This window comes from Kaistella polysaccharea (assembly GCF_020410745.1).
Taxonomy (GTDB): Bacteria; Bacteroidota; Bacteroidia; order Flavobacteriales; family Weeksellaceae; genus Kaistella; species Kaistella polysaccharea.
In genome coordinates this window covers 1808668-1834545 of record NZ_CP084528.1, presented here as the reverse complement: position 1 = coordinate 1834545, position 25878 = coordinate 1808668, and the positions used below count along the sequence as shown (strand labels likewise).

Below are 25878 nucleotides of genomic sequence, written 5' to 3'. Positions count from 1 at the left end.
AATGATTTTTTCTTAGCGAGAATCCCCAAATTTAGCAAAATTCATGGCACAGATATGGGATGCTAAGTTGAAATTTTGAAAATGAAAAAATTAATATCCGGCTTTGTTGCCCTCTTCTCACTTTTGTTGTTAGCAAACTGTAGTACTCAATCCAAGGTTCCTGAAAATATTAAAAGAGATTGGATGTTGGTAGAATTCCAGAATTTTAATAGGGAATTGATGGTCAATAGTAAGGCACATCTTAGTTTAATTGATGAAAATAATGATCCCGGAAAATTTTCTGCAAATATGGGTTGCAACAATATGTTTGGGCAGGCAACATTTAATTCAAGTGGAATTGTAAAATTTTCAGAAATTGGAAGTACGATGATGTATTGTGATCAAAGCATGGATCTGGAAACTGCTTTCGCAAAAGATCTGCCTAAAATGACACAGTATAAAGTAGAAGGTCATTATCTTACGCTTACCGCTCCAAGCGGAGAACGTATGAAATTCGTAGCTTCAGACTGGGATTAAATAAATAGTATTAATCAAAATAATCTCAAGTTTAATTGCCTGAGAACTTTTAATAGAAAAATGCAAAGTAGTATCTTTGTGTAAATGCCGTAGCAATTTATGTTAGAAAAAAACGATCATCAATACGAAAAAGCCGTCTTAGTCGGTTTAATTACTCAAAATCAAAGCGAAGATAAATTAACTGAATACCTCGACGAACTCGAGTTTTTGGCTTTTACAGCAGGTGCAACTGTTGACAAAAGATTTACCCAACGGTTGACAAAACCCGACTCCAAAACATTTATCGGAAGTGGAAAAGCGCAGGAAATTCGAGATTACGTAAAAGAACATGGCATCGGGACTGTAGTTTTCGATGATGAACTTTCTCCTTCACAACTCAAAAATCTGGAAAAGGAAATAGAAGTTAAAATCCTCGACAGAACTAATTTAATTCTTGATATTTTTGCCCAACGAGCCCAAACTTCTTACGCAAGAACGCAGGTAGAATTGGCACAGTACGAATATCTCTTGCCGCGATTGACCAGGATGTGGACTCACCTTGAAAGACAACAAGGTGGAATCGGAATGCGTGGTCCTGGTGAAACAGAGATTGAAACGGATAGAAGGATTATTCGCGATCGTATTTCATTATTAAAGGAAAAGCTCAAAACGATAGACAGACAAATGGCGACGCAGAGAAACAATCGGGGAAAAATGGTTCGCGTTGCACTGGTCGGATATACAAATGTTGGTAAATCAACTTTGATGAATGCCCTTTCGAAGTCAGAAGTTTTCGCCGAAGATAAATTATTTGCGACATTAGATACGACCGTTCGAAAAGTAGTGATGGGTAATTTACCCTTTTTACTTACTGACACTGTTGGTTTTATAAGAAAACTACCGACGCAGCTCGTTGAAAGTTTTAAATCAACTTTAGATGAAGTTCGCGAAGCTGATCTTTTAATTCACGTTGTCGATATCTCTCACGAAAGTTTTGAAGACCACATTAATTCCGTTAACCAAACATTAATGGAAATCGGGGCGCATCAAAAACCGATGATCATGGTTTTCAATAAAATTGATGCATTTGCCTACGAGGAAAAAGCAGAAGATGATTTGAGCCCGGAAACCCGTGAAAATATCTCTTTAGATGAATGGAAAAAAACGTGGATGTCTAAATCCAAATATCCCACCGTTTTCATTTCTGCGTTAAAGAAAGAAAATTTCCCAGAACTGAAGAAAATGATTTACGACGAGGTTTTAAAAATTCATATTTCCCGTTTCCCATATAATGATTTTCTTTTTCAATATTTTGATGATGAAGATGAATCAAAAGATGAGCTTTAAAAAATTCTATACGATATCAATTCCTCTTTAATTTTATGAAAATTGATTATCAGAAAATTATTACAGAGGTTTATTCTGAAGTAAAATCCGAGGAAAACAAAGGTAAAATTCCCGATTATATTCCGGAAATCGCCAATATTTCTGCCGAAAAATTTGGCGTTAGTTTTACCGATTTAAATCATCATAGTTTTGGCTTTGGCGATTTTGAGGAGAAATTTTCTATTCAAAGTATTTCTAAAGTTTTCGCACTTTCTTTTGTTTATGAAAAGCTGGGCGAAGAATTGTGGCATCGCGTAGACGTAGAGCCGTCGGGGAATCCGTTTAATTCGTTAGTACAGTTGGAAGCCGATAAAGGAATCCCACGAAATCCTTTTATTAATGCGGGCGCGTTGGTCATTTGCGACATTTTGTTAGAAATTTGTTCAAATCCAAAAGAAGAACTGCTTTCTTATATTCGAAACCTTTCGGAAGAAGAAGACATTAACTTCAATGAAAAAGTGGCCGCAAGTGAGATGCAAAATAGTTTCCGAAATACAGCGATGTGCAATTTCATGAAATCCTTCGGAAATATCAGAAATAAACCCGATGCGGTTATTGAACTTTATTGTCATCTCTGTGCTATAGAAATGACGTGTAAACAACTGAGCAAAAGCTTTTTATACTTAGCGAATGAAGGTGAAAAACCCTCAAATATGGCTCAGATTCTGTCTCCTAGCAAAGTAAAAAGGGTAAATGCAATTCTGCTGACATGTGGTTTTTACGACGAATCTGGGGAATTTTCTTTTCGCGTAGGTTTGCCTGGGAAAAGTGGTGTAGGCGGCGGAATAATCGCTATTTATCCACATCACTATTGCATTGCCGTTTGGAGTCCGAAACTTAATGCAAAAGGAAATTCGTACCGCGGTATGAAGCTTCTTGAAGAATTTACGACCCAAACCGGGGAAAGTATATTTTAAATGATTGCCAAGATTACAGCAGCTTTACAGGAGCTTTCAAAGCCGGAAAAAGCTGTATTTTATCGGAAGTTTTTTAAAACTGGGAAAGGTCAGTATGCAGAAGGTGATCAATTTATTGGCGTTTCCGTTCCAGACCAGCGAAAAATCGCGAAGGCATATTTCCCTAAAATTTCTTTCCCGGAATTAAAAGATCTTTTAGCTTCTGAAATTCATGAATATCGGCATTGTGCATTGTTAATGTTGGTTGCGAAGTTTGAGAAATCAAAGACTTCAAATCAACGAAGAGAAATCGCAGACTTCTATGTAAAGAACAGGCAGCACATCAACAATTGGGATTTGGTGGACAGTTCCTGTTATAAAATTTTAGGTCAGTACCGTTTTGAAAATAAAGACGATTCTATTCTCCTCGATTTATCCGACGAAGACAATTTGTGGAGCCAAAGAATAGCCGTAGTTTCAACTATGTTTCACGTGAAAAAAGGATCATTTGATCTGCTTAAAGATTTGGTAATCAAGAATTTAAATCACGAACATGATTTAATGCAGAAAGCAAATGGTTGGCTTTTGAGAGAAATGGGAAAGAAAAATGAGCGTGAACTTTTAGATTTTCTTAATCGGCATTATAAAAAAATGCCCAGAACAACATTGCGATATTCTATAGAAAAGCTGGACGAGAATCTACGACAAGACTATTTAAAATCCAGAATTTAATCCTACGATTGTAGCGATTCTTAAATTAATTTGCGGATTTTATTGCATTTTAATTAAGATAATTTTCGCGCAACCTCCATTTTGTGACCCATTAAATTCGCGATATTGGTAGCTTTGTAAATGGCCAAATCCGCGGTTTCACCCGTGAAATTTTCTTCCACCGTTGCCGTCCACAATTTTACCCAATGTTGAAAATGAAATTTCTCCATCGGAACTTCAGCATTGATTGGGAAATGTACCGCCATAGGATTTCCTTTGTAAGACATTTGACCGAATAAAAGCGTTTCCCAAAAAGAATACATTTTCGGTAAATGATGCGACCAGTCAACCTTCGCTACGTCATTAAAAAAGAATCCGATGGTTTCATCTTTCTGAACTTTGTCATAAAAAAAATTGACTAAATCTTCGATATCCTGTCGGGTTTCTAACTTCTTCATGCTGCAAAATTACTTAAAATTTTGTCGTTGTACATATGACTGAAGTCAACTGTATTTTTTTGGGCAGACAATTCGCGCTATCCGCTATTACTCCTCGGTCAGCGGCTTCACTTCGTTCCGCCGCTTCCCTGCGGGGTAGCCGCTACTATCGCGGCCGCAGTCAACGTATTTTCCCGAAAATATAATTAATAAACCATTTACCCGTATTTTTGCAGAATGGATTTAGAGTTTTACAAAAAGCAAGGCTTGCTCAAAAATAAAGAACACCAAAAATTTCTGGAAAGTCTGAAGAAAAAACCGCCCAGAAATCTGGATTATCTCGTGCAGGAAACCCATGAAGAAGTTTTTGAGAAGATTGATTGTTTGCAATGTGCGAACTGCTGCAAAACGACTGGGCCACTTTTCACCGAGAAAGATATTGAGAGAATCGCCAAGCATCTGAAAATGAAATTGTCAGATTTCGAAGCCAAGTTTTTACAGACTGACGAAGATCAGGACAAAGTTTTGCAGAATTTGCCTTGTTGGTTTTTAAATCAAGATAATACGTGTTCAATTTATGATGTTCGCCCAAAGGCTTGTCGCGAGTTTCCCCACACCGACCGGAAAAAGATTTATCAAATTAATCATTTAACCATTAAGAATACCTTAATCTGCCCGGCAGCATTTGAATTTGTAGAAAGAATGCAAGATAAAATCAATAAGAGTAAATGATCAGACTCGTTTCTTCTCTTAAAAAAAACAAAAAACAGAAATCTCTAAATAACAAAAAGCATTGAAATCTCAATGCTTTTTATCCTTTCACTTTACTTTTTCCCATTTTCCCGGGACAGGTTTATGAAAAATCCGGCAAACCGGCTTTTATATTTTATTTATACGACACCTTGTGCTAGCATTGCTTCGGCTACTTTTACAAAGCCCGCGATGTTTGCGCCTTTTACGTAGTTTACATAACCGCTTTCGTCTTTGCCATAAGCACTGCATGCTTTGTGAATACCGATCATGATTTCTTTCAATCTTGTATCAACTTCTTCAGATGACCAGTTCAGTCGAATTGAGTTTTGCGTCATCTCTAATCCCGATGTTGCTACACCGCCAGCGTTAGATGCTTTTCCAGGGGAGAATAGAACTTTATTATCCAAGAAATAATTAATCGCGTCTAAAGTTGAAGGCATATTTGCAGCTTCAGTTACACAGATTACTCCGTTGGCAACTAATGCTTCTGCATCTTCCAGAAAAAGTTCATTTTGAGTTGCGGCAGGAATTGCGACATCACATTTAACATCCCACGGACGTTTTCCTGCAAAGAATTTAGCACTTGGGAATTTCTTTACAAAATCTTCAGCTCTGTTATTTCCAGAAGCTCGAAGTTGCAATAAATAATCTATTTTTTCACCAGAGATACCATCTTCATCATATACGTAACCATCTGGTCCGCTGATCGTTAACACTTTACCACCAAGTTCTGTAACTTTTTTAACAACTCCCCATGCTACATTTCCGAAACCGGAAACTGCAAAAGTTTTTCCTTTAATATCTTGTCCTATTGTTTTAAGCATTTGCTCACAGAAATAAACGACACCATAACCGGTAGCTTCCGGTCTGATAAGAGAACCACCGTAGGCAAGACCTTTCCCAGTAAGAACTCCTGTAAATTCATTTCTAATCTTTTTATATTGACCAAATAAATACCCGATTTCACGCGCGCCAACGCCAATATCACCGGCAGGAACATCAGTTTCGGGACCAATATGCTTGCAAAGTTCTGTCATAAAAGCCTGGCAGAAACGCATCACCTCCATATCACTTTTTCCCTGTGGATCAAAATCAGCTCCTCCTTTTCCACCCCCCATTGGCAAAGTAGTCAGCGAGTTTTTAAAAGTCTGTTCGAAAGCTAAAAATTTAAGTACTGATAAATTTACGGTTGGATGAAAACGAATTCCACCTTTGTAGGGACCAATAGCAGAATTCATCTGAATTCTAAAACCTCTGTTCACCTGAATTTCTCCTGAGTCATCTACCCAAGGCACACGGAAGATGATAGTTCTTTCGGGCTCAGCCATTCTTTCCAAAAGTTTTTTGCCATCATATTGTTTATGAGTGGCAATAAATGGAATCACCGTAACAGCAACTTCTTTTACAGCTTGAAGGAATTCTGGTTCGTTTGGATTCCTCGCTTCAATGTTTGCGACAAAGTCCTGGATTTTTTGCTCTACATTATAGTGTTCCATAAAAAGATGTTATTTATACTAACAAATTTAATTTTTTTTTGAAAACTTTAGGTAGAAATTTTAATGTTTTGGTAAATTCAAACAAACCTCTACAACTGTAATTTTGCATTAATGAAAGCGCTATTTAGATATGGAAAACATAACGTATCGCAGATAATCCTACGTTTATTAAAACGCCTAAAATCATAAAATTAAATATTGTCTTCCCGAAAGTGCTCGGATGTAACCCGAAATTTCAAGTTGAAGAAGATCTGGTAAAATTTTATAAGATGGCAAGTTTAAATTCTCTGATATTTCATCCAAAGAAAGCGGAATGGTTTTATGAAGTAGGCTCAAAATATCCTGTTGATTTTGAGGTAAAAGTAATTTTATTTCTGAGGAGGGAAATAATTCGCCCGTCTTCTCCTTTTCTTTGTCATAGCCAAGCTCCTTAATCAATCCAGAAATTGTAGATATCGCTGTCGCTTTATTTTGAAGGATGAGTTGGTTGCAGCCCTGGCTATACTTTTCGTCGATTCTGCCCGGCAACGCATAAACATCGCGATTGTAATTATTGGCAAATGTTGCCGTGCTGATGGAACCACCACCAAAGGCAGTTTCTACGACAATTGTAGCGGGAGACAAGCCTGCAATAACTCGATTACGTTGAATAAAATTTTCCCTGTCTGGTTTCTGTGAAGAATTAAATTCTGTTAAAAGCATTCCGTTTTCAGATAAAATTTTATCTGCCAATTTTCGGTTTTTAGAGGGGTAAAGTGTGTGAAAGCCATGTGCGAGTACTGCAATAGTCGGAAGAGAATTTACAAGCGACGCCTGGTGAACTTCGGAATCAGCACCTAAAGCTAAACCACTAACCGTGGTTACACTTTGAGAATTGATATTCTCTAAAAAATCTTGGATAAAGTTTTTGCCGTACGAAGAAATATTTCGGGTTCCCACAATACTCAGATTGTTCTGCGTAGTTGGAATATTTCCTTTCTGATAGAGAATTGCCGGCGCGTCTTCACAGGTGTTTAGCAGCGCGGGTAAATCGCCTAAATGACGAAGATTTATTTTGATGTTGTGTTTCTCGCAGAATTTAATTTCGTTTTCGGCAAAATCCAGATGTTCCTTATTTCCTATTTCCAGCGCAATTTTACGGCCGATACCAAAAATATTCTGCAGACCTGATTTTGATAATTCCCAAACCTGTTTCGCCGATCCAGCTTCATTAATCAGCTTCTGGAAAACGACATCGCCAATAAGTGGGCAACGTCGTAACGCAATGGAATAAAAAATCTCTTCGGAGTGCATGCAGAAGTTTTTTCAAAAGTATCAAAATTTATTCATTTCTCCGGATCTCGTCCAGATGCTCCCAAATATTATCTCTCTTTTTCTGAGGCAGTTCTAAAAAATCATCGGGATGTGTTTCTTTGTATTCTTGCCAGAGTTTGTCGTCTTTCTCACTATAATAATTTGGAAACTGCCAAATAAATCTCACTTTCTGCTCGCCAGATTTCCGGAAAATAAAGGCCATTATAATTCCGATGACGGCTCCTGATAAGTGGGATTGCCAGGAAATTCTGCTCGGTTCTGCTAAATTAGAAAAAAGCTCTTCCGGTAATACGCCCCAAATTAAACTTCCATAATAAAGTGCAACAACCATAGAAACCGTTAGGAATTTCATGTTCCATCGAAAAACACCACTGAAGAATAGAAAAAATGCCAGAACGTACACAATTCCACTGGCTCCAATGATGCAGACCTCTGTAAATTGTCCCGTATAAATATCAATAGGCGGCAGAAGCCAGACCAAAAGGCCTGTTAAAATCCAACCCAGAAAAAAAACTTTTTTCGCGATAAAAGGATAAAATTGGATGAGCAAAAAAATAAGTACAAAAATGGGAACTGAGTTTCCAAAAATATGCTCAAGACTGCCATGCAGAAAAGGAGATAAAAAAATTCCTTTTAAACCGTACGGACTTAAGGGAATAATCGCGCCCGAACAACCGCTGAACCAACCTAAATTCTGTAAAAAAAATCCCACCCACATTGCCACTACCATTAGGGCAGCGTATAAAACAGCGTCGTAATTAAGAGATTTATTGAACATTCAATATTTTTGTCAAAACTGTTACCAAAATTTTAATGAAGAAATTATGGCTAATACTTTTTTAAATTTAAAGAAAATCAGCCAAATAGTACCAACAATCTCGTTTCTCGTTTTTTAAATTAAAATAGTTTGTCTTATTTTTGCCACCTATGAGAAAATTATTGTTTTTTTTATCGTTGTTTCTTGCGATTACGGTATTTTCCCAACAGGATAAAGGTATTCTCGCAGAGATTGATTCGATTTCCCAAAATCGATGGAAAGCCCGTGCACTTGACTTAGACAGTTTATCTAATCCTAAATTTGAGAAATTTGAAGTGCGTTTTAAGGATACTTTAGTCATTAAAGACAGAAATGCTTTGATTTCTGTAGAAGAAGAAATTCCCGTAACACCTTACAATCTTTTGCAGTTGAAAGATCCTATAAAATGGTTCTATTACGGACAAAATAATTTGGTATTCAACCAATCTTCTTTTTCGAACTGGAATTCTGGTGGGAATAACAATATTGGTATTATTGGAAAGATTAACTATAATCTCAGTTATAAAAACCGACGTCATTTTTTAGACAATAATATTCAGCTCGGTTATGGGTTTGTAGCGTCGCAAGGGGAATCCTCCAGAAAAACGGAAGATTACATCAATATTATGAGTAACTACGGTTACGACGTGGGGAAAAATTTTTACCTCTCTACGGGTTTTCAGTTTCTTTCCCAGTTTGCGCCTGGTTACAATTATTCGTTGACCCCCAATCCAGGTTTTGCAGACCGAATCTCGAGATTTATGTCACCTGGTTATCTGTACGCTGGGGTCGGGATTTTATATAATCCAAGTGAAAACTTTCAAATAATTTTCCGGCCTGTAAATGGTAAATTTACCTTTGTAAACGACCCATTTCTTCAAAAAGCGGGTAAGTATGGTCTAGACAAAGATGGGCAATCGGTTCGAGCAGAGTTAGGTGCTTTGGTAAATATTCTCTATCGTTTGAAAATTTATAAAGACATAAATCTTGTCAATCAGGTGAACTTCTTTAGTAATTATATTTCTCATCCGGAACGGGTTGATATCGCTTATAATGGAGCACTAAACATTAGATTTAATAAATTTATTACCACGGTAATTAGTCTTGATCTGCTTTACGATCACGATCAAATGCAGAAATTGCAGTTAAAGCAAACATTAGGTGTAGGATTCTCTTACAACTTGGGATACGAGTTTAAGGAAAAAAATAAGAAACAAATCAAGCCTTTTGTGGCAAATTAAAAAAGTCATATTATTTGAGCGCATGATTAGTAAAACTATATCTGTTATTTACTAATTATAATTTAAACGGTAGTTTAAAAATATTTAGAGATTTTTTACGTTTGAAGGATAAGTCGAATATTAACAGCTTTAATGTTAATTGATAAAAACCATTACAAATGAAAAACATTTTTTTAGCGCTTAGCGCGATGCTTCTGGCATTTACCTCGTGTCAAAACGACAGCAGCACCGATGGAAATGCAACTTTAAAAGTTCACCTCACTGATGCTCCTGGTCAATATGAAAAAGTAGAAGTCGATATTCAGAAACTGGAACTTGGAAAATCTGATGCGGCATGGACAACATTAAATCTTGCGAAAGCTGGAATTTACAATCTTTTGGATTTAAATAATGGAGTTGATGTTCTCTTGGGCGAAACCGTATTGCCTGCTGGTGCTGTTACTCAGTTGAGAATGATTTTAGGGTCTGAGAACTATGTAACTGTAGATGGCGTGCGTCATCCGCTTGCAACACCCTCTGCACAGCAATCCGGATTAAAACTTAATTGGATGGAAACACTTCAACCAGATGGTGCTTATGAAATATGGCTGGATTTCGATGCTGATAAATCAGTCGTAAAACAAGGAAACGGTTCTTACTTGCTGAAACCTGTGATCCGTATTTTCAGCAAATTAACCGATGGTCAAATCAAGGGATATGTTGCTCCTGCAGAAGCGCAAACAACAGTGAAGCTCTTAAATGCAACCACAAATGAGGTTCTTATGACTGCAATTCCAGAAGCTAACGGATATTTTATGCTGAGAGGTATCCCGGAAGGATCTTATAAATTAATGTATGACGCCTTAGAAAGTACCAAATACATTGATGTAACTAAGGATGTAACGGTGACTTACGGAAAAGTTTTGGATTTGGGGACAGCAACCTTAGTCAAATAAAATTTAAATTTATATTATAAAACCTGCTTTGCAGGTTTTTTTTTACACATTCCAGAATTCCCGATCCAGACTTCTATATTGTATGGCTTCTGAAATATGCGAAGGATTTAATAATTCCGTGCCTTCTAAATCAGCGATCGTTCGTGCAACTTTTAATATCCTGTCATAGGCTCGTGCTGAAAGATTTAATTTATCCATCGCTGTTTTAATCAAGAGCTGAGAAGCTTCGTCAAGTTCGCAATATTTTTCTATTTCCTTGGGTCCCATCTGCGCATTATAGTGAATTTCGCAATCGCTGTACCGATTGGTCTGAATTTCCCTGGCCAACAAAACACGCTGTCGGATCTCATCACTTTTTTCACCTTTCCGGCGGTCTGCAAGCTGCTCAAATTCTACTTTCTGTACTTCGATATGAATATCTATACGGTCGAGCAAAGGACCAGAAAGTTTATTCATATAGCGCTGCATTTCAAATTGAGAAGACGTGTTGTTTGGGTCATCAGGAAAAAATCCACTTGGACTGGGATTCATACTTGCTACAAGCATAAAACTAGCGGGATAATTTACGGTGAATTTTGCACGCGAAATGGTGACTTCGCGGTCTTCGAGAGGTTGTCGCATAACTTCCAGGACTGTTCTTTTAAATTCCGGCATTTCGTCTAGAAAAAGAACTCCGTTGTGTGCCAGCGAAATTTCGCCAGGTTGCGGATAGCTTCCACCGCCAACCAAAGCAACATCTGAAATCGTATGGTGCGGACTTCTGAAAGGACGAACGGTCATTAACGAAGTTTCAGTTCCAATTTTCCCTGCGACAGAATGTATTTTAGTAGTTTCTAAAGCTTCTCTTAAAGTTAGGGGTGGTAAGATGGTCGGCACTCGTTTCGCGAGCATGGTTTTTCCGCTTCCCGGTGGACCGATGAGAATAATGTTATGACCACCTGCTGCTGCAACTTCCATGGCTCGTTTTGCGGTTTCCTGCCCTTTTACTTCAGAGAAATCATTAGGGAAATAATGAATTTTCTCCTGAAATTCTTTTCGGATATCGATGGTTGTTCTTTCCAAAGTAATTCCTTCATTAAAAAAATCTACGACTTCTTTGATGTTGTCAACTCCATAAACTTCCAATTCGCTGACAATTGCAGCTTCTCTGATATTTAATTTCGGTAAGATAATACCTTTAAAACCTTCTTCTTTCGCTTTGATAGCTATTGGTAAAACTCCTTTTATAGGCAATAATCCGCCGTCTAAGGATAGTTCACCCATGATTATATACTGGCTTATGTTTTCGGCTTTTATTTGCTCTGATGCAGCCAGAATTCCGAGTGCAATACTTAAATCATAAGATGATCCTTCTTTCCTGAGATCTGCCGGCGCCATATTAATGGTAATCTTTTTACCCGGAATTTTAAAACCAATGTTTTTTAATGCTGCAGAAATACGGTAACTGCTTTCTTTGATGGCATTATCGGGAAGTCCAACCAAATGATAGCCCACGCCGCCAGTATCAACATTAACTTCAATAATAATAGTTTGTGCTGAAACTCCGTGGATTGCGCTACCGTAAATTTTTACTAACATCGGCTGTGATTTGAGATAAAAGTAATAAATAATTATCACTCACAAAATGATTTGAAAGCTAATGTGCTGAATTGATTACCATTAATAAAAATAATCGTTGCTGAAACAAGATTTATGGTTGAATTTATCTGGCAGTATTCGGTTCTAAACTCCTACATAATAAGAGTCTATATTTTCAGAATAAAGAATATAGAGATAAAACATTTTTAAAGAAAAAAACTTTTCAATTTCTTGATAAAGTTTTGTGGGCAGTACTGGGTTCGAACCAGCGACCTCTGCGATGTCAACGCAACGCTCTAAACCAACTGAGCTAACCGCCCCTAAAAAAGAAAAAAACCTCAGAATAATACTGAGGTTTTTTCTGTGGGCCCTGAGGGATTCGAACCCCCGACCGCTCCCGATTTAAATCGGGATGCTCTGAATAAACCGAGCTTATTTTTGAATTAATTTTTCAATCATAATTTTACTTTTCCAGTTTTTAATTTCAATTTCTCTGCGTAATGCTTCTGTTTTTGTATCAAAAATTTCGGTGTAAATAATGATCCAATCTTTTGTTTTTGCAGTATAACCTTTGTGATTAGACAAATGTCTTTTTAACCTTTCCTCCACATTTGCTGAAACTCCTACATAATAAGAGTCTATATTTTCAGAATAAAGAATATAGAGATAAAACATATTTAAAGAAAAAAACTTTTCAATTTCTTGATAAAGTTTTGTGGGCAGTACTGGGTTCGAACCAGCGACCTCTGCGATGTCAACGCAACGCTCTAAACCAACTGAGCTAACCGCCCCTAAAAAAGAAAAAAACCTCAGAATAATACTGAGGTTTTTTCTGTGGGCCCTGAGGGATTCGAACCCCCGACCGCTCCCGATTTAAATCGGGATGCTCTGAATAAACCGAGCTTATTTTTGAATTAATTTTTCAATCATAATTTTACTTTTCCAGTTTTTAATTTCAATTTCTCTGCGTAATGCTTCTGTTTTTGTATCAAAAATTTCGGTGTAAATAATGATCCAATCTTTTGTTTTTGCAGTATAACCTTTGTGATTAGACAAATGTCTTTTTAACCTTTCCTCCACATTTGCTGAAACTCCTACATAATAAGAGTCTATATTTTCAGAATAAAGAATATAGAGATAAAACATATTTAAAGAAAAAAACTTTTCAATTTCTTGATAAAGTTTTGTGGGCAGTACTGGGTTCGAACCAGCGACCTCTGCGATGTCAACGCAACGCTCTAAACCAACTGAGCTAACCGCCCCTAAAAAAAGAAAAAAACCTCAGAATAATACTGAGGTTTTTTCTGTGGGCCCTGAGGGATTCGAACCCCCGACCCTCTGGGTGTAAACCAGATGCTCTGAACCAACTGAGCTAAGAGCCCGACTTATTTGGTGTTCCAAATTTTCGTTCGGCAAATATACAATGTTTTTTTATTTCTCCAAATTATTTTCTAAAAATTCTCCCACTACAAAGTTGCTGCCGCCAATAAAAATCATTTCTTCATTTTTAAGTTGCTGTCTGGCAAAAAGATAGGCTTCCTGAATTTTATCAAAAATTTTATAATTTATTTTTAAATTTTTAAGTAAATGTTCATAATCTCTTGGATGCCGACCTCTATTGTTATTGGGTTTAACAAAATAGGACACCGAATTTTCTGGTAAAATCTTTAAAACATCCTCAATTTTCTTCTCATTAACAAAGCCTAAAATAACATATTTAAATCGCGGTATTTCATTAAGTTGATCGAAAACAAGTTCTAAACCTGCTTGATTATGAGCGGTATCGCAGATGACGAGCGGTTCTTTCGAGAATTGAAACCACCGACCCATAAAATTGGTATTTTTCTGCACATTTAGAAGTCCATCTTGTATTTGGTGATCGTTAATTTGTAAACCTTGCTTTTGTAATTCTTGAATTAAAGCCAAAACAACCTTAATATTTTTAAGTTGATAATTGCCTTCTAAGTCTGATTTTAAATTGGTTTCAATTGTTGTAGCGTCAATGAAAGGTGCATTTTCTAACGCAGCTTTATCTTTAATGATGTTTTTTACGACCTCCGTTTCATCGCCGGAAATCACAGGAATATTATGTTTAATGATTCCCGCTTTTTCAGCAGCAATTTCCTCCAGGGTTTCTCCTAAAAGATCCTGATGATCTAATGCCACGTTTGTTATCGCAGTAACAATCGGCGTAATGATATTGGTGGAATCTACTCGGCCACCTAAGCCTACTTCTATAATTGCAAAATCAACTTTATTGTGATAGTAGTATTCGAAAGCCATAACTGTCGTAAATTCAAAAAAAGAGGGTTGAATTTCTTCGGGTAAATTTCTGAGTTTTTGAATGAAATGGTAAACAAATTCTTTATCGCAATTCTCCCCATTTATTTTAATTCTTTCCGTAAAATCAAAAAGATGTGGTGAATTATACAACCCAATTTTATAACCTGCTTCTTGTAAAACTGAAGCAAGTATATTGCTCGTAGAACCTTTGCCGTTGGTTCCGCCAATGTGAATCAATTTTAGATTTTCCTGAGGATTTCCAAAAATTTCACACAATTTTATAATATTGTCAAAACCGGGTTTGTAGGCTTTTTTACCGTCGGTTTGGTAATTGGGTAATTGCTGAAAGAGCCAGTTGAGCGCTTCCTGATATTGTTGATTAGTCATTAGAGAAAATCTTGGTTTAGCTCAGGAAATTTAAAAAGTAATACTGTAAGTTCCAGTAGAAGAAGAGTTTGACCGCTCTGCCTTTACATATTTTTTAACCCAGCTCACAGAAGTTGACGAGACGCAACCATCTGAAACTCCACTTAATCGACGTGCAGAAACCACATTACCCGCCTTGTCAACCGTGTACGCGACATTAATTGTCCCGCTTGCAGTACAGGCGTGCGTAGGTTGCGAGCCACCTCGCCCCATTGTTCCGGGTATAAAACCGATCAATTTCCTGTCAATACCAATCTTACTATCGCCGTTACCTTCACCGCCTAATGGATCTCCAGAATTTCCTGTCGTTGCGCTCGTTCCTTGGGTGCCCGTTTTCGTGCCGCGTCCTTTTAACAGATTTCCGATAGCTGCGTTTCCTTTTCCGTCACCACTGCCGGTTTTTGAATTCGGTATTGCAGATTTTGTAGCAGCTTTTTTAGTGGGAGTTGTTTTTTGGGCAACTGCTTTAACGGGTGCTTTTTCCGTTTTTACTTTTTCAGCTTTTGGTCTTTTTACTACAGGATTCGTACCCGTTATAATTTTTTCCTGAGCGACCGGTTTGGCAACTTCTTCCACGGGTTGTGGTTGTTCAACATTTGCGGAGGAAGCCAAACTTCCTTCCTGATTGGCAGGTTCTTCTACTTCTGCGCCATTATTATTATCACCAAAATTAATGAGCATTGTGGTAAACTCTTCGGGTTTTTGAATTTCTTTGGTGAAAGTATAAAAGAAAATCCCCAGAAAAATTAGCAGAGAAAGAAGAATCGTTATAATAACGCTCTTTGTGCGGTCTTTTTCTTCGTTTCTTTTATGTTGAATAATATAATCCATAGTACGGAATTCTTTTATCAAGAATTGATCGTTTATTTTTCTTGAGTTGTAGCGATGGCTAAATTAAATTTATGAGTTTCTGCGATTGCCATGACATAAACCACGTCTTTATGCTTCGTGTTTTCATCAGCACGAATGGTGAAAGATGGTTTTTCTTCCCCTTTCAAAGTGGTAACAAGATACTGCTCCAATTCCTCTTTTGCAATCTGCTTATCATTAACAAAATATTTCCCATCTTCTTTAATGGTTACGACGGCGGGATCCTGAACACTTGGGTTCAACGTATCAGCTGTCGGTAATTTAACTTCAATGGAGCTTTGGCTGATGGCAGAACTCGTAATCATAAAAAAGATCAGCAACAGAAAAATAATGTCTGTCATTGAAGCCATGCTGAACTCTGCGTTTACTCTGTTTTTTCTTTTCAACTCCATTATAGCGGCGTATTTAAAGTGTCTAGAAATTCATTCACATGGGTTTGAATTTTTAAAACTAACCGGTCAACATTCGTCACCAAAATATTATAGAAAAAATAAGCAGGTATTCCTATAAATAAACCGACTGCGGTTGTCGCCATTGCAGTATAAATTCCCGAGGCTAACAGTTTTGGACTTACAGCGCCCGTAACATTAGAAATTTCGAAGAACGCCATGATCATGCCGACTACGGTACCCAAAAAACCCAGCATAGGCGCCGCTCCGGATGCAGATGCTAAAATATTGAGATTTTTTTCCAGCTTGGAAACTTCCAGCTGACCCTGGTTTTGCATCGCATTGGAAATATCAGAAATCGGACGGCCAATTCTTGCAAGACCTTTTTCAATCATTCTGGCTTCTGGAGAATCGATGGTTTTACAATAATCAATTGCAGTTGTAATTTTACCTTCCTGCACGAAATCTTTTATATTTTCTAAAAAATTTGGCGTTTGTTTAGAGGCTCTTTTAATGAAAAAATATCTTTCGAGGAAGATATAAAGGGCCAAAATTCCCAACAGAAATATAGCGATCATAATTACATTTCCGACCAGGCCGCCGCCAAAAAGAATTTCCCAAAGGGAAAATACGTGCTTCTCGGTAGTAGTTGTGGTGATTTGTGTTGGAGTTTGTAAGAACATGAGTTTGTTTTAGATTAAAAATGGAACGGCAAAATTACCTTAATATTACAGATTTTAAGGCGAAAAATATAAGGAGCAGGAAATTAAGAGTTAATCTTCATCAACTAAAATTTCATCCTGCTTGAAATTACATTTAAGTTTAAAAGGAATAGAATCTGAAGAACCCGTATAAAAATCATCAATATTACCTTCCCAGAAAAGTTCAAGTTCGCCGTCGGCGTCTTTCAGAAAAGATAATTTATTGTTTGATAAATATGCGTCTTCATCATCGAAAAGATCTACAGCAGTATACTCTTCATCAACATCGTCTGTTACAGTAAAAGATTTTCCGTGGAGTTCTTCATCCTCAACTGGGAAATCAGAAATATTTAGGGCAATTTGAGGGAAGTGGTACTGCAGCGAGTCGTCATCAACATGATCCAAAGAATCATTGGTAATAATTTCTACTTCTAACAAATGTTTCGTGTTGCTGTAAACCGCTTTGCAATAGGTGCTTTGGATGTGGTATTTCAAGGTTTCATCCGGATGGTAGATTTTTAAAATCCCTTTCATTGCTAAAGAAAAATAGAGTTAATTAATGTGATACTGATCGAACAAAGATAAAAAATAGATCCATTGCGCAAAATTATTATCGTTTATTTTCATTTACACCGTATTGAGGCTGCAATTTTGTATAGTATGCAACTTTGTTCAAAAACAATTAATTTAGCATTTCATAAATACTTCTACATGAAAAATATTTTTTACGCCGTTTTTTTCTCGCTCGGAATTTTAACTTTTGTCACCAGCTGTAAAAAGTCAGATTCACCGCTTACCAAGGTTACACCGGTTTCCATAGATTCTATTGCTGCAGATTATTACGAGCAATATCTAAAACTTTATCCGCTGGAAGCGACTGCGCAGGGAGATCCGCGATATAACGATCAGTTGCCTATTAATATTGACAAAGATTTTATATCCGGGGAAATTTCTTTTTATACTTCCGTGCAAAGTCAGCTCAATAAAGTTGATTATAAAGGTTTAAGCGATGATGACAAGACCGTTTATGATGTTTTAGATTACACCTTAAAAGATAAAATTGAACGTTACGCTTATCATCCTGAATATATTCCGTTCACGCAGTTTGGCGGTTTGCCGTTAGATTTTCCTTTATTGGGAAGTGGAGAGGGTAATCAACCTTTCAAAACCGTGAAAGATTATGAAGATTGGTTAAAAAGAATGGAAAAATTCCCAGAATGGATGCAAACTGCTTCTGAAAACTTTCGAATGGGAATTAAAAATGGTATCGTTTTACCGAAATCTCTCGTTGCGAAAATGATTGTGCAGATGAATGCATCGGAATTAACAGATCCATCTTTAGAAAAAAATATATTTTTCGGTCCGATTCGGAACTTTCCGAAAAAATTTAGCAGTGCTGAAAAACAGAAGTTAACCACGGCATACAGCGATGTAATATCAAAAAAAATTATTCCTGCCTATACCGAAATGGGTGCTTTTTTAGAAAATGAATATCTTCCAAAAGCGCGTACGACTGACGGCCTTAATGGTTTACCGAAAGGAAATGAAATCTATGCCTACTATGTTAAGAGTTGGAGTACAACAGGAAAAACACCGGAAGAAATTAATAAATTAGGATTGGAGCAAGTTGCCATGTTACGCGGCGAAATGGAAAAGGTAAAGCAGGAAGTTGGTTTTAATGGATCGGTGGAGGAATTTATCACCTTCGTAAAATCAGATCCGAAAGCGATGCCTTATAAAACCGAAAAAGAAATTTTGAATGCTTTCAATGGTATTTTAGAAAAAATCACGCCCAAGCTGAAAACCATGTTTGGAGTTAGTCCGAAAACACCTTTTGAAATCCGTCAAACCGAAAAATTCCGCGAAGCTACCGCCAGCGCTGAGTATATGCAGGGAACACCAGATGGTAAAAGACCCGGAATTTTTTACATTCCGATTCCCGATCCCAAAAAGTTCAATGTAACTTCGGGAATGGAGTCTTTGTTTTTACATGAAGCAATTCCCGGCCACCATTATCAGATTTCCCTTCAGCAAGAAAATACTGATCTTCCTAAATTCATGCGATTCGGCTGGTTCGGCGCATATGGCGAAGGTTGGGCACATTATTGCGAAACTTTAGGTCCTGAGTTTGGATTGTACACCGATCCCTATCAAAAGATGGGATATTTAAGCGATCAAATGTTACGGGCAGTTCGTCTGGTAATTGATACTGGAATACACACGGGGACAATGAACAGGGAAGAAGCCATTAAATATTTCCTCAGTAATATTTCTTATGATGAAGGAAGTGCGGTTGCTGAAGTTGAACGTTATATGGCAATGCCTGGTCAAGCTTTAAGTTATAAAATTGGGTCGCTGAAAATTCGGGAACTCCGTACTTTATATGAAAAAGAATTGGGTAGTAGATTCAATTTAGCAAAGTTTCATCAGGAAATTTTAAATCAAGGTTGTTTGCCGTTGGATGTTTTAGACCGTAAAATGAGTTTGTGGGCAAAAAAACAGTAGAAAATTGCAATCATATTTACTTCAAATCCGTTGAATAATTCAACGGATTTGTCATTTTTTATTATAATTAGTAAATATGTTAATCTTTTAGGAGTATTGTCGTAGCATTGTAGATATGATTGTAAATTTATTTGCCATGTTAAAATTATTTTAGGAAACTATTAAATAAATCTGTATTTTTACGCCTCAAAAATCAATGTTCTATATGGAGGCCAACTTTCCTCATATTCCATTCGCTCTCAGTGAGAATGTTTTGGATAATGTAATGCAAAAATCCCCTTTCGGATTTTCGCTTGTGAACGAAGATTATATCTTTGAATTCGCAAACGATGCATGGCTTTCTATTGTTCAAAAAACAAAAGATGAAGTCTTGGGCAAGAATATGTTCGAAATATTCCCCGAAACCGAAGATCAATTGCTGTCTATTTTCGAGAATGTAAAAAGGACGAAGGAACCTTTTTATGCACCAGAACACAGTGTAAAGTTGAAAAGAGATGGCATTCTGCAGGACGTTTTCTTTAATTTTGTTTACCAGCCAATTTATAACGACAGTGGCGACTTGCTTTATTTCGCTACCGTTGTAATTGAAGTTACAGATCTTGTAGGTGCGAGAACTAAAATTAGAGATGAGGAGGAAAGACTTCGTTTGGCCACCGAAAGTTCTCATACAGCAACTTGGGATTTAAACCTGAAAAACTCGGATATTGTGCATTCTTCTTATCTTACCAGTATTTTCGGGTATGAAAAGGATGATAAAATGAGCCATCAACAATTACGAAATCATTTGATCGAATTTGATCGCGTTAATATAGTAGAGAAAGCTTTTGAAACTGCTTTAAAAACTGGAAAATATCAATACGAAGCCAGAATAGTTGATAAGAAAGGAAATCTAAAGTGGATATTCACCAATGGTAAAATATTTCTGGACGAAAAGGGTGAACCCAGCAGAATGGTTGGAGTAATGCAAGATATTACCGAAAGGAAAACCAACGAAATACTTTTGCAGCAAAGTCATCATCAACTAAACACTGCCCTAGATGCTACCAAATTGGGCAGGTTTGATATGGATTATGACACGCAGCTAAAATATAATTTTTCGCCCCGGTTTTTATCGATATTAGGCTATGATGCAGATACAGAAACCATAGATTCTAAGGTTTTTGAAAATCATATTCATCCTAAATTTGTTGAAGTTCGTAACGAAGCTTTGAAAAAAGCAAAAAAAACTGGCGATCTTTTCTATCAAACGAAAATGATTCTTCGAAATGGAGAGGTGCGCTGGATCGAAATTTATGGTCGACTTTTAGAAGGCTTGGAAGGCAGCAGACCGTATATCTCTGGAACCATTCGCGATATTACAGATCTGAAAAACTTTGAACAAAGCATTAAAGAGAGCGAAAAAAAATACCGTTTCCTGGCAGATGCAATTCCGCAGATTGTTTGGATTGGCGAAAGTGATGGCCAACTTACGTACTTTAATCAAGCCACCATCGATTATTCCGGGAAAGACTATAATACTTTTTTGAAAGAAGAGGGCTGGATTGATATTGTGCATCCGGACGAAAAAGAAGAAAATAAGCGTCGCTGGAATGAAAGTATTATAAATAAAACACCATTTTCGTATGAACACCGATTCCGCAATAAGAATAACGAATACCGCTGGTTTCTGAGCCGTGCTTTTCCTCAGTTAGATGAATTCGGAAATGTTAAAAAATGGGTGGGTACAAGTACTGATATTGACGACATGAAAAGGCAAGATCAGCATAAAAATGATTTTATAAAAATTGCAAATCATGAATTAAAAACTCCAGTGACCACCATCAAAGGCTATGTGCAGTTGCTGAAGAAGATGCGTGGTCATTCAGAAGATAAGTTTTTAGTAAATTCTTTAAATACCATTGAGAATCAAATCAATAAATTAAATGGTTTGATGGGTGAGCTTTTGGATATTTCACGCATGGAATCTGGAAAACTGCCGTTGCATAAAAACAATTTTTCTCTTGTAAAACTTGTCACAGAAACCATAGAAGATATTAAAGCTGCGCACCAAACGCATCACATTAATTTTGAGTTAAGACATATTTCAGATATTGAAGTTTTTGCCGATAAAGATCGTGTTACGCAAGTTCTCAATAATTTATTAACGAACGCAATTAAATATTCGCCACATTCGACAGAGGTTGATGTTGAATTATTGGTTGATGAAGAATCTGCGATCGTTTCGGTTCGGGATTATGGGATCGGTATGGATTCTGAAGAACTCACTAAAATATTTGATCGTTTTTACCGCGTTTCCGGTGAAGATGAAGTCACTTTCCCAGGTTTCGGAATTGGATTATACATTGTTAAAGATATTATGGACCGCCATAACGGAAAAATCTGGGTAGAAAGTGAGAAGAATAAAGGAAGCAAATTCTGTTTTTCCCTTCCACTGAAAAAAAATTAATAAAATTATGAAGATATTGGTTGTTGATGACAACAAAGATATTTGTATGCTCATCGAAAGCATTTTGCTTGCTGATGGTTACGATGTTGAATCTTGTTGCAATCCTGCAGAATACAAGGAAAAACTGGAAAAAGCCAAACCGAAATTGATTATTACCGATATGCTCATGTCTGGTTTTGACGGGCGAACTTTAACAAAAGAAGTAAAAAGCAATTCTGAAACTGCTGATATTAAAGTAATGTTAATGTCGGCTCACCCAGATGCCGCGCGAATTTGTGAAGATATCGGTGCAGATGATTTTCTTGCAAAACCCTTTGAAATTGATGATCTAGTAGATAAAGTAGAGCATCTTTTAAATGAAAACTTGCAATCTAATTTATTAAAATCTGCAAATTAAATTTTAATCAAATAACATTTTCGTAATAAAGTCCTTGTCTTTATTTCCTCTTGCAGGTGAATATTCTCTACCGTAGAAAATAATTTGTAGATGCAGTTTATTCCATGTTTCTCTCGGAAATAATTTCTTCGCATCTTTTTCAGTTTCCACTACATTTTTTCCTGAAGTCAATTTCCACTGAATCATCAGTCGGTGAATATGGGTATCAACCGGAAAAGCTGGTACTCCAAACGCTTGACTCATCACCACAGAAGCCGTTTTATGACCAACGCCCGGAAGATCCTCCAGTTCTTCGAAAGTCTGTGGTACAATTCCATTATGTCTTTCTACTAAGAGTTCCGCCATTCGTTTTAAATTTTTGGCTTTGGTATTGGCGAGGCCGATTTCTTTAATTAAATATTTAATTTCGTCAACTTCTAATTCTTTCATTTTAAAAGGATCACCTGCAACTTCGAAAAGTTTTGGCGTAATCTGATTCACTTTTTTATCCGTAGTTTGGGCGGAAAGTGCGACTGCCACCAATAACGTAAAGGGATCATTATGGTCAAGTGGAATGGGAACTGTGGGATATAATTTCTCCAATTCCGTACTCACAATTTCTGCCCTTTGTTTTTTTAACATTTTAATTCTAAATTTGAACAAAATTAAACAATATGCTACAAGTAGGAGATAAAATACCTGAATTTGAACTTTTAAACCAAGATGGAGATAAAGTACAGTCAAAGAGCTTCTTAGGAAAGAAATTGATTATATTCTTTTACCCAAAAGCGAGCACACCTGGTTGTACAACCGAAGCGTGTAATTTAAACGATAATCTTGCTGAATTAACTAAAGAAGGTTATGAATTAATTGGCATTTCTGCTGATCCTGTGTCTGCTCAAAGAAAATTTCATGAAAAGAATGAATTTCAATTTCCTCTTCTTTCTGATGAGTCTAAAGAGACTTTAGAAAAATTTGGAGTATGGCAAATGAAAAACTTCATGGGTCGAGAATACATGGGTGTCATGCGAACCACTTTCATTTTCGATGAAAAAGGGATTTGTACCCGCGTTATCGATAAGGTGAAAAATAAAACAGCAGCAAGACAGATTCTAAAAGAATCTTAAATAATTAGCCCAGCATCCGTTGGGCTTTTTTTACGCCTTCTGCTAAAATATCAATTTCTTCAAACGTATTGTAAACGGCAAAACTTGCGCGAACAGTTCCTGCAATATTAAAAAATTGCATAATAGGTTGTGTACAGTGATGACCAGTTCTCACTGCGATTCCGAGTTTATCGAGAATCATTCCGACGTCAGATGCGATTCCTACTCCTTCCAGGTTGAAAGAAACTACGCCTGTTCTACGGGCTTTTTCACCATAGATTTTTAGATTTTCAATTTCCAGTAATTTATTTTGTGCATAATCCAGCAAAGCGCTTTCATGCGTTTGAATATTTTCCTGACCAATGCTCTCCATAAAATCAATCGCTGCTCCCAAGGCGATATTTCCGCCGACATTTGGAGTTCCAGCTTCAAATTTAAAAGGTAAATCTGCATAAGTTGTTTCTTCAAAAGAACAGGTTGCAATCATTTCGCCCCCACCGTGAAAAGGTTGAATTCTCCGAAGGATTTCTTCTTTACCATAAAGTATTCCTGTTCCCATCGGAGCGTACATTTTATGTCCGGAAAACACGAAGAAATCACAATCCATTTTCTGAACATCAATTTTAAAGTGTGGAACAGATTGCGCTCCATCAATCACGATCATGGCATTTGAATGAGCTCTGGTTTTCTCAATAATTTCTTCAATCGGATTAATTACGCCAATAGCATTTGAAACCTGATTCAGAGAAACTATTTTCGTTCTTTCATTTAAATTTTGATCTAAAAAATCGAGTTGAAGAATTCCGTTTTCATCCATCGGAATTACTTTCAGTTTCGCCCCAGTTCTTTCACAAAGCATTTGCCACGGCACAATATTCGAGTGGTGTTCTAAATAAGAAATAATAATCTCATCATCTTTCTTAATCAAATTCGTTACTGAATAAGCGATGAGGTTGATCCCTTCTGTTGTGCCTTTGGTAAAAATAACTTCGAAATCATTTTTAGCATTGATGAACTTCTGAACTTTTCTACGCGAAACTTCCATTTCTTCAGTTGCTAACTGACTCAAAGTGTGAATTCCACGATGAACATTGGCGTTAATTTCCTTATAATATTTCTCCCAACTTTCAATAACAGAAAGAGGTTTTTGAGAAGTTGCCGCGTTATCGAGATAAACCAAAGGCTTTCCGTTTACGGTTTGGGTAAGAATAGGAAACTGACTGCGAATATTTTGTAGGTCGAACATATTGCTTATTTAGAATGCTTCAAATTTACGGAATATTAAATTGAATAATCGTTATTAGATTAGGGATTTAAAGACAAAAGATTAGAGACGAAATATTCAAAATACGTTTTAACGCATTTTTAATTTAACCACAAAAGACACAAAAGAATGATGATTTTAAAGTTATTTTCAAGATCAAAAAAGTAAATCTGAAATCCCTCCTTGCTAGGCGAAGCGCCTTTGCGCCGTAATTAATTTAAGAGTGAGTCAGGTTAAAACCTGTGCGTCTTTGCGTTAAAGAATTCTACTGTTTAATCAAAGTTTTTCACCACTTCATTTACATATTCTTCCACTTCTTTTGGTCGTCCTTTCTCATCAAAAGTTTCTCTTTTATCCATTCCTGTTCGAACAATAACCATATTTTTCTCGGGAATCACGATAATATATTGACCATATAACCCTCGGAAATAATAATGTTTTACGACTGCGTCATTATTAATCCAAAGTCCCATTCCGTAAGCCCCATTTGATAATTTAGTGGGTGTTCTCATCTCCTGAACCAAGGTTGGTTTTAGAATCTGGTGACCATTAAAAAATCCATCTTGCAAAATTAATTGACCGAGTTTTGCAAAATCTCTGGAAGTCGAATTTATACAGCAAAAAGTTTTTTCCATGCCGTGATTATCAGTATTCCATTCTGCATTTTCTTCCATTCCCAAAGGTTTCCACAAAGTTTCTGATGCATATTCGGCAACCGTTTTATTTAGAGATTTTCGAAGGGCAAATCCCAGAAGTTGCGTCGCACCAGACTGATATTCGAATTGGGTCCCGGGTTGCATTTTAAATCCCCGAAGTAAAACTGCCTCTTCCAGAGATTTCCCGTAATAAGCTTTCGCATTGGGAAGAAAGGGATTATTATAGTCTTCTTTCCAATTTAAACCCGCTTCCATTTCAGCTAAATTGGCAAGGGTTAGGTTTTTACCAAATTCAACATTTTTATAGTTTTCAAAAAAATCTGAAAACTTCTGATCAAAGCTTTTTATTTTTCCTTCTTCGATGGCTTTACCCACAAGCAGAACCGTTATCGTTTTTGCAATTGAAAAAGAATTGGTTTTGGAGTTTTGGTTGTAGCCGTCCCAATATTGTTCATGCAATAATTTTCCATCTTTGATGATGAGAAAAGAAGCGGAATTGGATTGTTTTAAATCTTCAACGAGATTTTTCGGTAAAGGTTCTTTGTTATATAGAGAATCTTTCTCCCAGGGAATCGAAATTCCTTTTGCGATCGTATGAGCTGGAAAATAGGTGCCGTCGTCAATAGAGGAACCATTGGTTCCACGTAAGTAAGTTTCGCGTATTCCTTTGAATAAATAACTGAATCCAAAAGTGTATGATAACGCTATTGCTCCGGCAACCGCGACCAGAAATCCTTTTAGTAATTTTTGCACCATGCTCTAATTGTTTAAACAAATTTAGTGTTATTAATGGAAATCTATTAAATAAAAAAGTCCCG

At 36.7% G+C, this 25878-nt stretch carries 26 protein-coding genes and 4 tRNA genes; 11 read left to right on the top strand and 19 right to left on the bottom strand.

Annotation, left to right across the window (positions count from 1 at the left end; translation table 11 throughout):
- Positions 1–81 precede the first annotated feature (81 nt).
- The 4 genes from LC814_RS08610 (at position 82) to LC814_RS08595 (ending at position 3509) form a co-directional block, all read left to right on the top strand.
- Complete coding sequence (locus LC814_RS08610; RefSeq protein WP_226063528.1) at positions 82–516, top strand: META domain-containing protein; 435 nt, start codon at positions 82–84, stop codon at positions 514–516.
- A 99-nt stretch (positions 517–615) separates the two neighbouring features.
- Positions 616–1842: a GTPase HflX gene (gene hflX, locus LC814_RS08605; protein WP_226063527.1), complete on the top strand. Its 1227-nt coding sequence runs from the start codon at positions 616–618 to the stop codon at positions 1840–1842.
- Between the two features lie 41 nt (positions 1843–1883).
- The gene (locus tag LC814_RS08600; RefSeq protein WP_226065796.1) at positions 1884–2798 is read left to right on the top strand and encodes a glutaminase; all 915 of its coding nucleotides are present in this window, start codon (positions 1884–1886) and stop codon (positions 2796–2798) included.
- Positions 2799–3509, top strand: a complete 711-nt coding sequence (locus tag LC814_RS08595; protein ID WP_226063526.1) for a DNA alkylation repair protein — start codon at positions 2799–2801, stop codon at positions 3507–3509.
- A gap of 53 nt (positions 3510–3562) precedes the next feature.
- Here LC814_RS08595 and LC814_RS08590 read toward each other — a convergent pair whose 3' ends face one another.
- A complete protein-coding gene (locus tag LC814_RS08590) occupies positions 3563–3946 on the bottom strand; it encodes a group III truncated hemoglobin (protein ID WP_226063525.1) in 384 nt (127 codons plus the stop codon).
- 216 nt (positions 3947–4162) lie between these two features.
- Between LC814_RS08590 and LC814_RS08585 the strand changes: the two genes are divergently transcribed.
- On the top strand, positions 4163–4657 hold the full coding sequence (locus tag LC814_RS08585) for a YkgJ family cysteine cluster protein (RefSeq protein WP_226063524.1): 495 nt from the start codon (positions 4163–4165) through the stop codon (positions 4655–4657).
- Positions 4658–4815: 158 nt separating this feature from the next.
- Here LC814_RS08585 and gdhA read toward each other — a convergent pair whose 3' ends face one another.
- From gdhA to LC814_RS08570, 3 genes are all read right to left on the bottom strand, one after another.
- Entirely contained in the window at positions 4816–6174 is a 1359-nt protein-coding gene (gdhA, locus tag LC814_RS08580) for an NADP-specific glutamate dehydrogenase (RefSeq protein ID WP_226063523.1), read from the bottom strand.
- Positions 6175–6357: 183 nt separating this feature from the next.
- Complete coding sequence (dprA, locus tag LC814_RS08575; RefSeq protein WP_226063522.1) at positions 6358–7467, bottom strand: DNA-processing protein DprA; 1110 nt, start codon at positions 7465–7467, stop codon at positions 6358–6360.
- 28 nt (positions 7468–7495) lie between these two features.
- Complete coding sequence (locus LC814_RS08570; RefSeq protein WP_226063521.1) at positions 7496–8266, bottom strand: rhomboid family intramembrane serine protease; 771 nt, start codon at positions 8264–8266, stop codon at positions 7496–7498.
- Positions 8267–8415: 149 nt separating this feature from the next.
- Here LC814_RS08570 and LC814_RS08565 point away from each other — a divergent pair, with 149 nt between their 5' ends.
- Positions 8416–9525 carry a DUF3078 domain-containing protein gene (locus LC814_RS08565; RefSeq protein WP_226063520.1) on the top strand — a complete coding sequence of 370 codons (1110 nt, stop codon included), beginning with the start codon at positions 8416–8418 and terminating at the stop codon, positions 9523–9525.
- A gap of 158 nt (positions 9526–9683) precedes the next feature.
- On the top strand, positions 9684–10460 hold the full coding sequence (locus LC814_RS08560) for a DUF4382 domain-containing protein (protein WP_226063519.1): 777 nt from the start codon (positions 9684–9686) through the stop codon (positions 10458–10460).
- Positions 10461–10502: 42 nt separating this feature from the next.
- Here the strand turns inward: LC814_RS08560 and LC814_RS08555 are convergent, their stop codons facing one another.
- From LC814_RS08555 to LC814_RS08500, 12 genes are all read right to left on the bottom strand, one after another.
- Positions 10503–12038, bottom strand: a complete 1536-nt coding sequence (locus tag LC814_RS08555) for a YifB family Mg chelatase-like AAA ATPase (protein WP_226063518.1) — start codon at positions 12036–12038, stop codon at positions 10503–10505.
- A gap of 245 nt (positions 12039–12283) precedes the next feature.
- Positions 12284–12358: transfer RNA gene (locus LC814_RS08550), tRNA-Val, on the bottom strand.
- A gap of 112 nt (positions 12359–12470) precedes the next feature.
- A complete protein-coding gene (locus tag LC814_RS08545; RefSeq protein ID WP_226063517.1) occupies positions 12471–12713 on the bottom strand; it encodes a GIY-YIG nuclease family protein in 243 nt (80 codons plus the stop codon).
- Between the two features lie 41 nt (positions 12714–12754).
- Positions 12755–12829, bottom strand: a tRNA-Val gene (locus LC814_RS08540).
- A gap of 112 nt (positions 12830–12941) precedes the next feature.
- Positions 12942–13184 carry a GIY-YIG nuclease family protein gene (locus LC814_RS08535; RefSeq protein WP_226063517.1) on the bottom strand — a complete coding sequence of 81 codons (243 nt, stop codon included), beginning with the start codon at positions 13182–13184 and terminating at the stop codon, positions 12942–12944.
- A gap of 41 nt (positions 13185–13225) precedes the next feature.
- A tRNA-Val gene (locus tag LC814_RS08530) sits at positions 13226–13300 on the bottom strand.
- A gap of 45 nt (positions 13301–13345) precedes the next feature.
- Positions 13346–13420, bottom strand: a tRNA-Val gene (locus LC814_RS08525).
- A gap of 49 nt (positions 13421–13469) precedes the next feature.
- Entirely contained in the window at positions 13470–14708 is a 1239-nt protein-coding gene (locus LC814_RS08520; RefSeq protein WP_226063516.1) for a bifunctional folylpolyglutamate synthase/dihydrofolate synthase, read from the bottom strand.
- Positions 14709–14738: 30 nt separating this feature from the next.
- Positions 14739–15578, bottom strand: coding sequence for a ferric siderophore ABC transporter substrate-binding protein (locus LC814_RS08515; protein ID WP_226063515.1), 840 nt, complete (start codon positions 15576–15578; stop codon positions 14739–14741).
- A gap of 32 nt (positions 15579–15610) precedes the next feature.
- Positions 15611–16009: an ExbD/TolR family protein gene (locus LC814_RS08510; RefSeq protein ID WP_226063514.1), complete on the bottom strand. Its 399-nt coding sequence runs from the start codon at positions 16007–16009 to the stop codon at positions 15611–15613.
- A complete protein-coding gene (locus tag LC814_RS08505) occupies positions 16009–16689 on the bottom strand; it encodes a MotA/TolQ/ExbB proton channel family protein (protein ID WP_226063513.1) in 681 nt (226 codons plus the stop codon). Before LC814_RS08505 ends, LC814_RS08510 begins: the two co-directional genes overlap by 1 nt.
- A 90-nt stretch (positions 16690–16779) precedes the next feature.
- A complete protein-coding gene (locus LC814_RS08500; RefSeq protein ID WP_226063512.1) occupies positions 16780–17241 on the bottom strand; it encodes a hypothetical protein in 462 nt (153 codons plus the stop codon).
- 177 nt (positions 17242–17418) lie between these two features.
- Here LC814_RS08500 and LC814_RS08495 point away from each other — a divergent pair, with 177 nt between their 5' ends.
- From LC814_RS08495 to LC814_RS08485, 3 genes are all read left to right on the top strand, one after another.
- The gene (locus LC814_RS08495) at positions 17419–19212 is read left to right on the top strand and encodes a DUF885 domain-containing protein (RefSeq protein WP_226063511.1); all 1794 of its coding nucleotides are present in this window, start codon (positions 17419–17421) and stop codon (positions 19210–19212) included.
- A 196-nt stretch (positions 19213–19408) separates the two neighbouring features.
- A complete protein-coding gene (locus tag LC814_RS08490) occupies positions 19409–21658 on the top strand; it encodes a PAS domain S-box protein (RefSeq protein ID WP_226063510.1) in 2250 nt (749 codons plus the stop codon).
- Between the two features lie 7 nt (positions 21659–21665).
- The gene (locus LC814_RS08485) at positions 21666–22055 is read left to right on the top strand and encodes a response regulator (protein ID WP_226063509.1); all 390 of its coding nucleotides are present in this window, start codon (positions 21666–21668) and stop codon (positions 22053–22055) included.
- Positions 22056–22058: 3 nt separating this feature from the next.
- Here LC814_RS08485 and nth read toward each other — a convergent pair whose 3' ends face one another.
- Complete coding sequence (gene nth, locus LC814_RS08480; RefSeq protein WP_226063508.1) at positions 22059–22676, bottom strand: endonuclease III; 618 nt, start codon at positions 22674–22676, stop codon at positions 22059–22061.
- A gap of 32 nt (positions 22677–22708) precedes the next feature.
- Here nth and bcp point away from each other — a divergent pair, with 32 nt between their 5' ends.
- Positions 22709–23161: a thioredoxin-dependent thiol peroxidase gene (gene bcp / locus LC814_RS08475; protein ID WP_226063507.1), complete on the top strand. Its 453-nt coding sequence runs from the start codon at positions 22709–22711 to the stop codon at positions 23159–23161.
- A 4-nt stretch (positions 23162–23165) separates the two neighbouring features.
- Here the strand turns inward: bcp and LC814_RS08470 are convergent, their stop codons facing one another.
- Positions 23166–24386: an aminotransferase class V-fold PLP-dependent enzyme gene (locus LC814_RS08470; protein ID WP_226063506.1), complete on the bottom strand. Its 1221-nt coding sequence runs from the start codon at positions 24384–24386 to the stop codon at positions 23166–23168.
- Between the two features lie 290 nt (positions 24387–24676).
- Positions 24677–25816 (bottom strand): serine hydrolase domain-containing protein, encoded by a 1140-nt coding sequence (locus tag LC814_RS08465; RefSeq protein WP_226063505.1) that lies wholly within the window; start codon positions 25814–25816, stop codon positions 24677–24679.
- Positions 25817–25878 lie beyond the last annotated feature (62 nt).

Coding starts and splice junctions, on each gene's coding strand:
- LC814_RS08610 (WP_226063528.1), top strand. CDS start 82: ATGAAAAAATTAATATCCGGCTTTGTTGCCCTCTTCTCACTTTTGTTG.
- LC814_RS08595 (WP_226063526.1), top strand. CDS start 2,799: ATGATTGCCAAGATTACAGCAGCTTTACAGGAGCTTTCAAAGCCGGAA.
- LC814_RS08510 (WP_226063514.1), bottom strand. CDS start 16,009: ATGGAGTTGAAAAGAAAAAACAGAGTAAACGCAGAGTTCAGCATGGCT.
- LC814_RS08560 (WP_226063519.1), top strand. CDS start 9,684: ATGAAAAACATTTTTTTAGCGCTTAGCGCGATGCTTCTGGCATTTACC.
- hflX (WP_226063527.1), top strand. CDS start 616: ATGTTAGAAAAAAACGATCATCAATACGAAAAAGCCGTCTTAGTCGGT.
- LC814_RS08570 (WP_226063521.1), bottom strand. CDS start 8,266: ATGTTCAATAAATCTCTTAATTACGACGCTGTTTTATACGCTGCCCTA.
- gdhA (WP_226063523.1), bottom strand. CDS start 6,174: ATGGAACACTATAATGTAGAGCAAAAAATCCAGGACTTTGTCGCAAAC.
- LC814_RS08535 (WP_226063517.1), bottom strand. CDS start 13,184: ATGTTTTATCTCTATATTCTTTATTCTGAAAATATAGACTCTTATTAT.
- LC814_RS08470 (WP_226063506.1), bottom strand. CDS start 24,386: ATGTTCGACCTACAAAATATTCGCAGTCAGTTTCCTATTCTTACCCAA.
- bcp (WP_226063507.1), top strand. CDS start 22,709: ATGCTACAAGTAGGAGATAAAATACCTGAATTTGAACTTTTAAACCAA.
- LC814_RS08515 (WP_226063515.1), bottom strand. CDS start 15,578: ATGGATTATATTATTCAACATAAAAGAAACGAAGAAAAAGACCGCACA.
- LC814_RS08465 (WP_226063505.1), bottom strand. CDS start 25,816: ATGGTGCAAAAATTACTAAAAGGATTTCTGGTCGCGGTTGCCGGAGCA.
- LC814_RS08565 (WP_226063520.1), top strand. CDS start 8,416: ATGAGAAAATTATTGTTTTTTTTATCGTTGTTTCTTGCGATTACGGTA.
- LC814_RS08490 (WP_226063510.1), top strand. CDS start 19,409: ATGTTCTATATGGAGGCCAACTTTCCTCATATTCCATTCGCTCTCAGT.
- dprA (WP_226063522.1), bottom strand. CDS start 7,467: ATGCACTCCGAAGAGATTTTTTATTCCATTGCGTTACGACGTTGCCCA.
- LC814_RS08505 (WP_226063513.1), bottom strand. CDS start 16,689: ATGTTCTTACAAACTCCAACACAAATCACCACAACTACTACCGAGAAG.
- LC814_RS08585 (WP_226063524.1), top strand. CDS start 4,163: ATGGATTTAGAGTTTTACAAAAAGCAAGGCTTGCTCAAAAATAAAGAA.
- LC814_RS08495 (WP_226063511.1), top strand. CDS start 17,419: ATGAAAAATATTTTTTACGCCGTTTTTTTCTCGCTCGGAATTTTAACT.
- LC814_RS08485 (WP_226063509.1), top strand. CDS start 21,666: ATGAAGATATTGGTTGTTGATGACAACAAAGATATTTGTATGCTCATC.
- LC814_RS08520 (WP_226063516.1), bottom strand. CDS start 14,708: ATGACTAATCAACAATATCAGGAAGCGCTCAACTGGCTCTTTCAGCAA.
- LC814_RS08545 (WP_226063517.1), bottom strand. CDS start 12,713: ATGTTTTATCTCTATATTCTTTATTCTGAAAATATAGACTCTTATTAT.
- LC814_RS08555 (WP_226063518.1), bottom strand. CDS start 12,038: ATGTTAGTAAAAATTTACGGTAGCGCAATCCACGGAGTTTCAGCACAA.
- LC814_RS08500 (WP_226063512.1), bottom strand. CDS start 17,241: ATGAAAGGGATTTTAAAAATCTACCATCCGGATGAAACCTTGAAATAC.
- LC814_RS08590 (WP_226063525.1), bottom strand. CDS start 3,946: ATGAAGAAGTTAGAAACCCGACAGGATATCGAAGATTTAGTCAATTTT.
- nth (WP_226063508.1), bottom strand. CDS start 22,676: ATGTTAAAAAAACAAAGGGCAGAAATTGTGAGTACGGAATTGGAGAAA.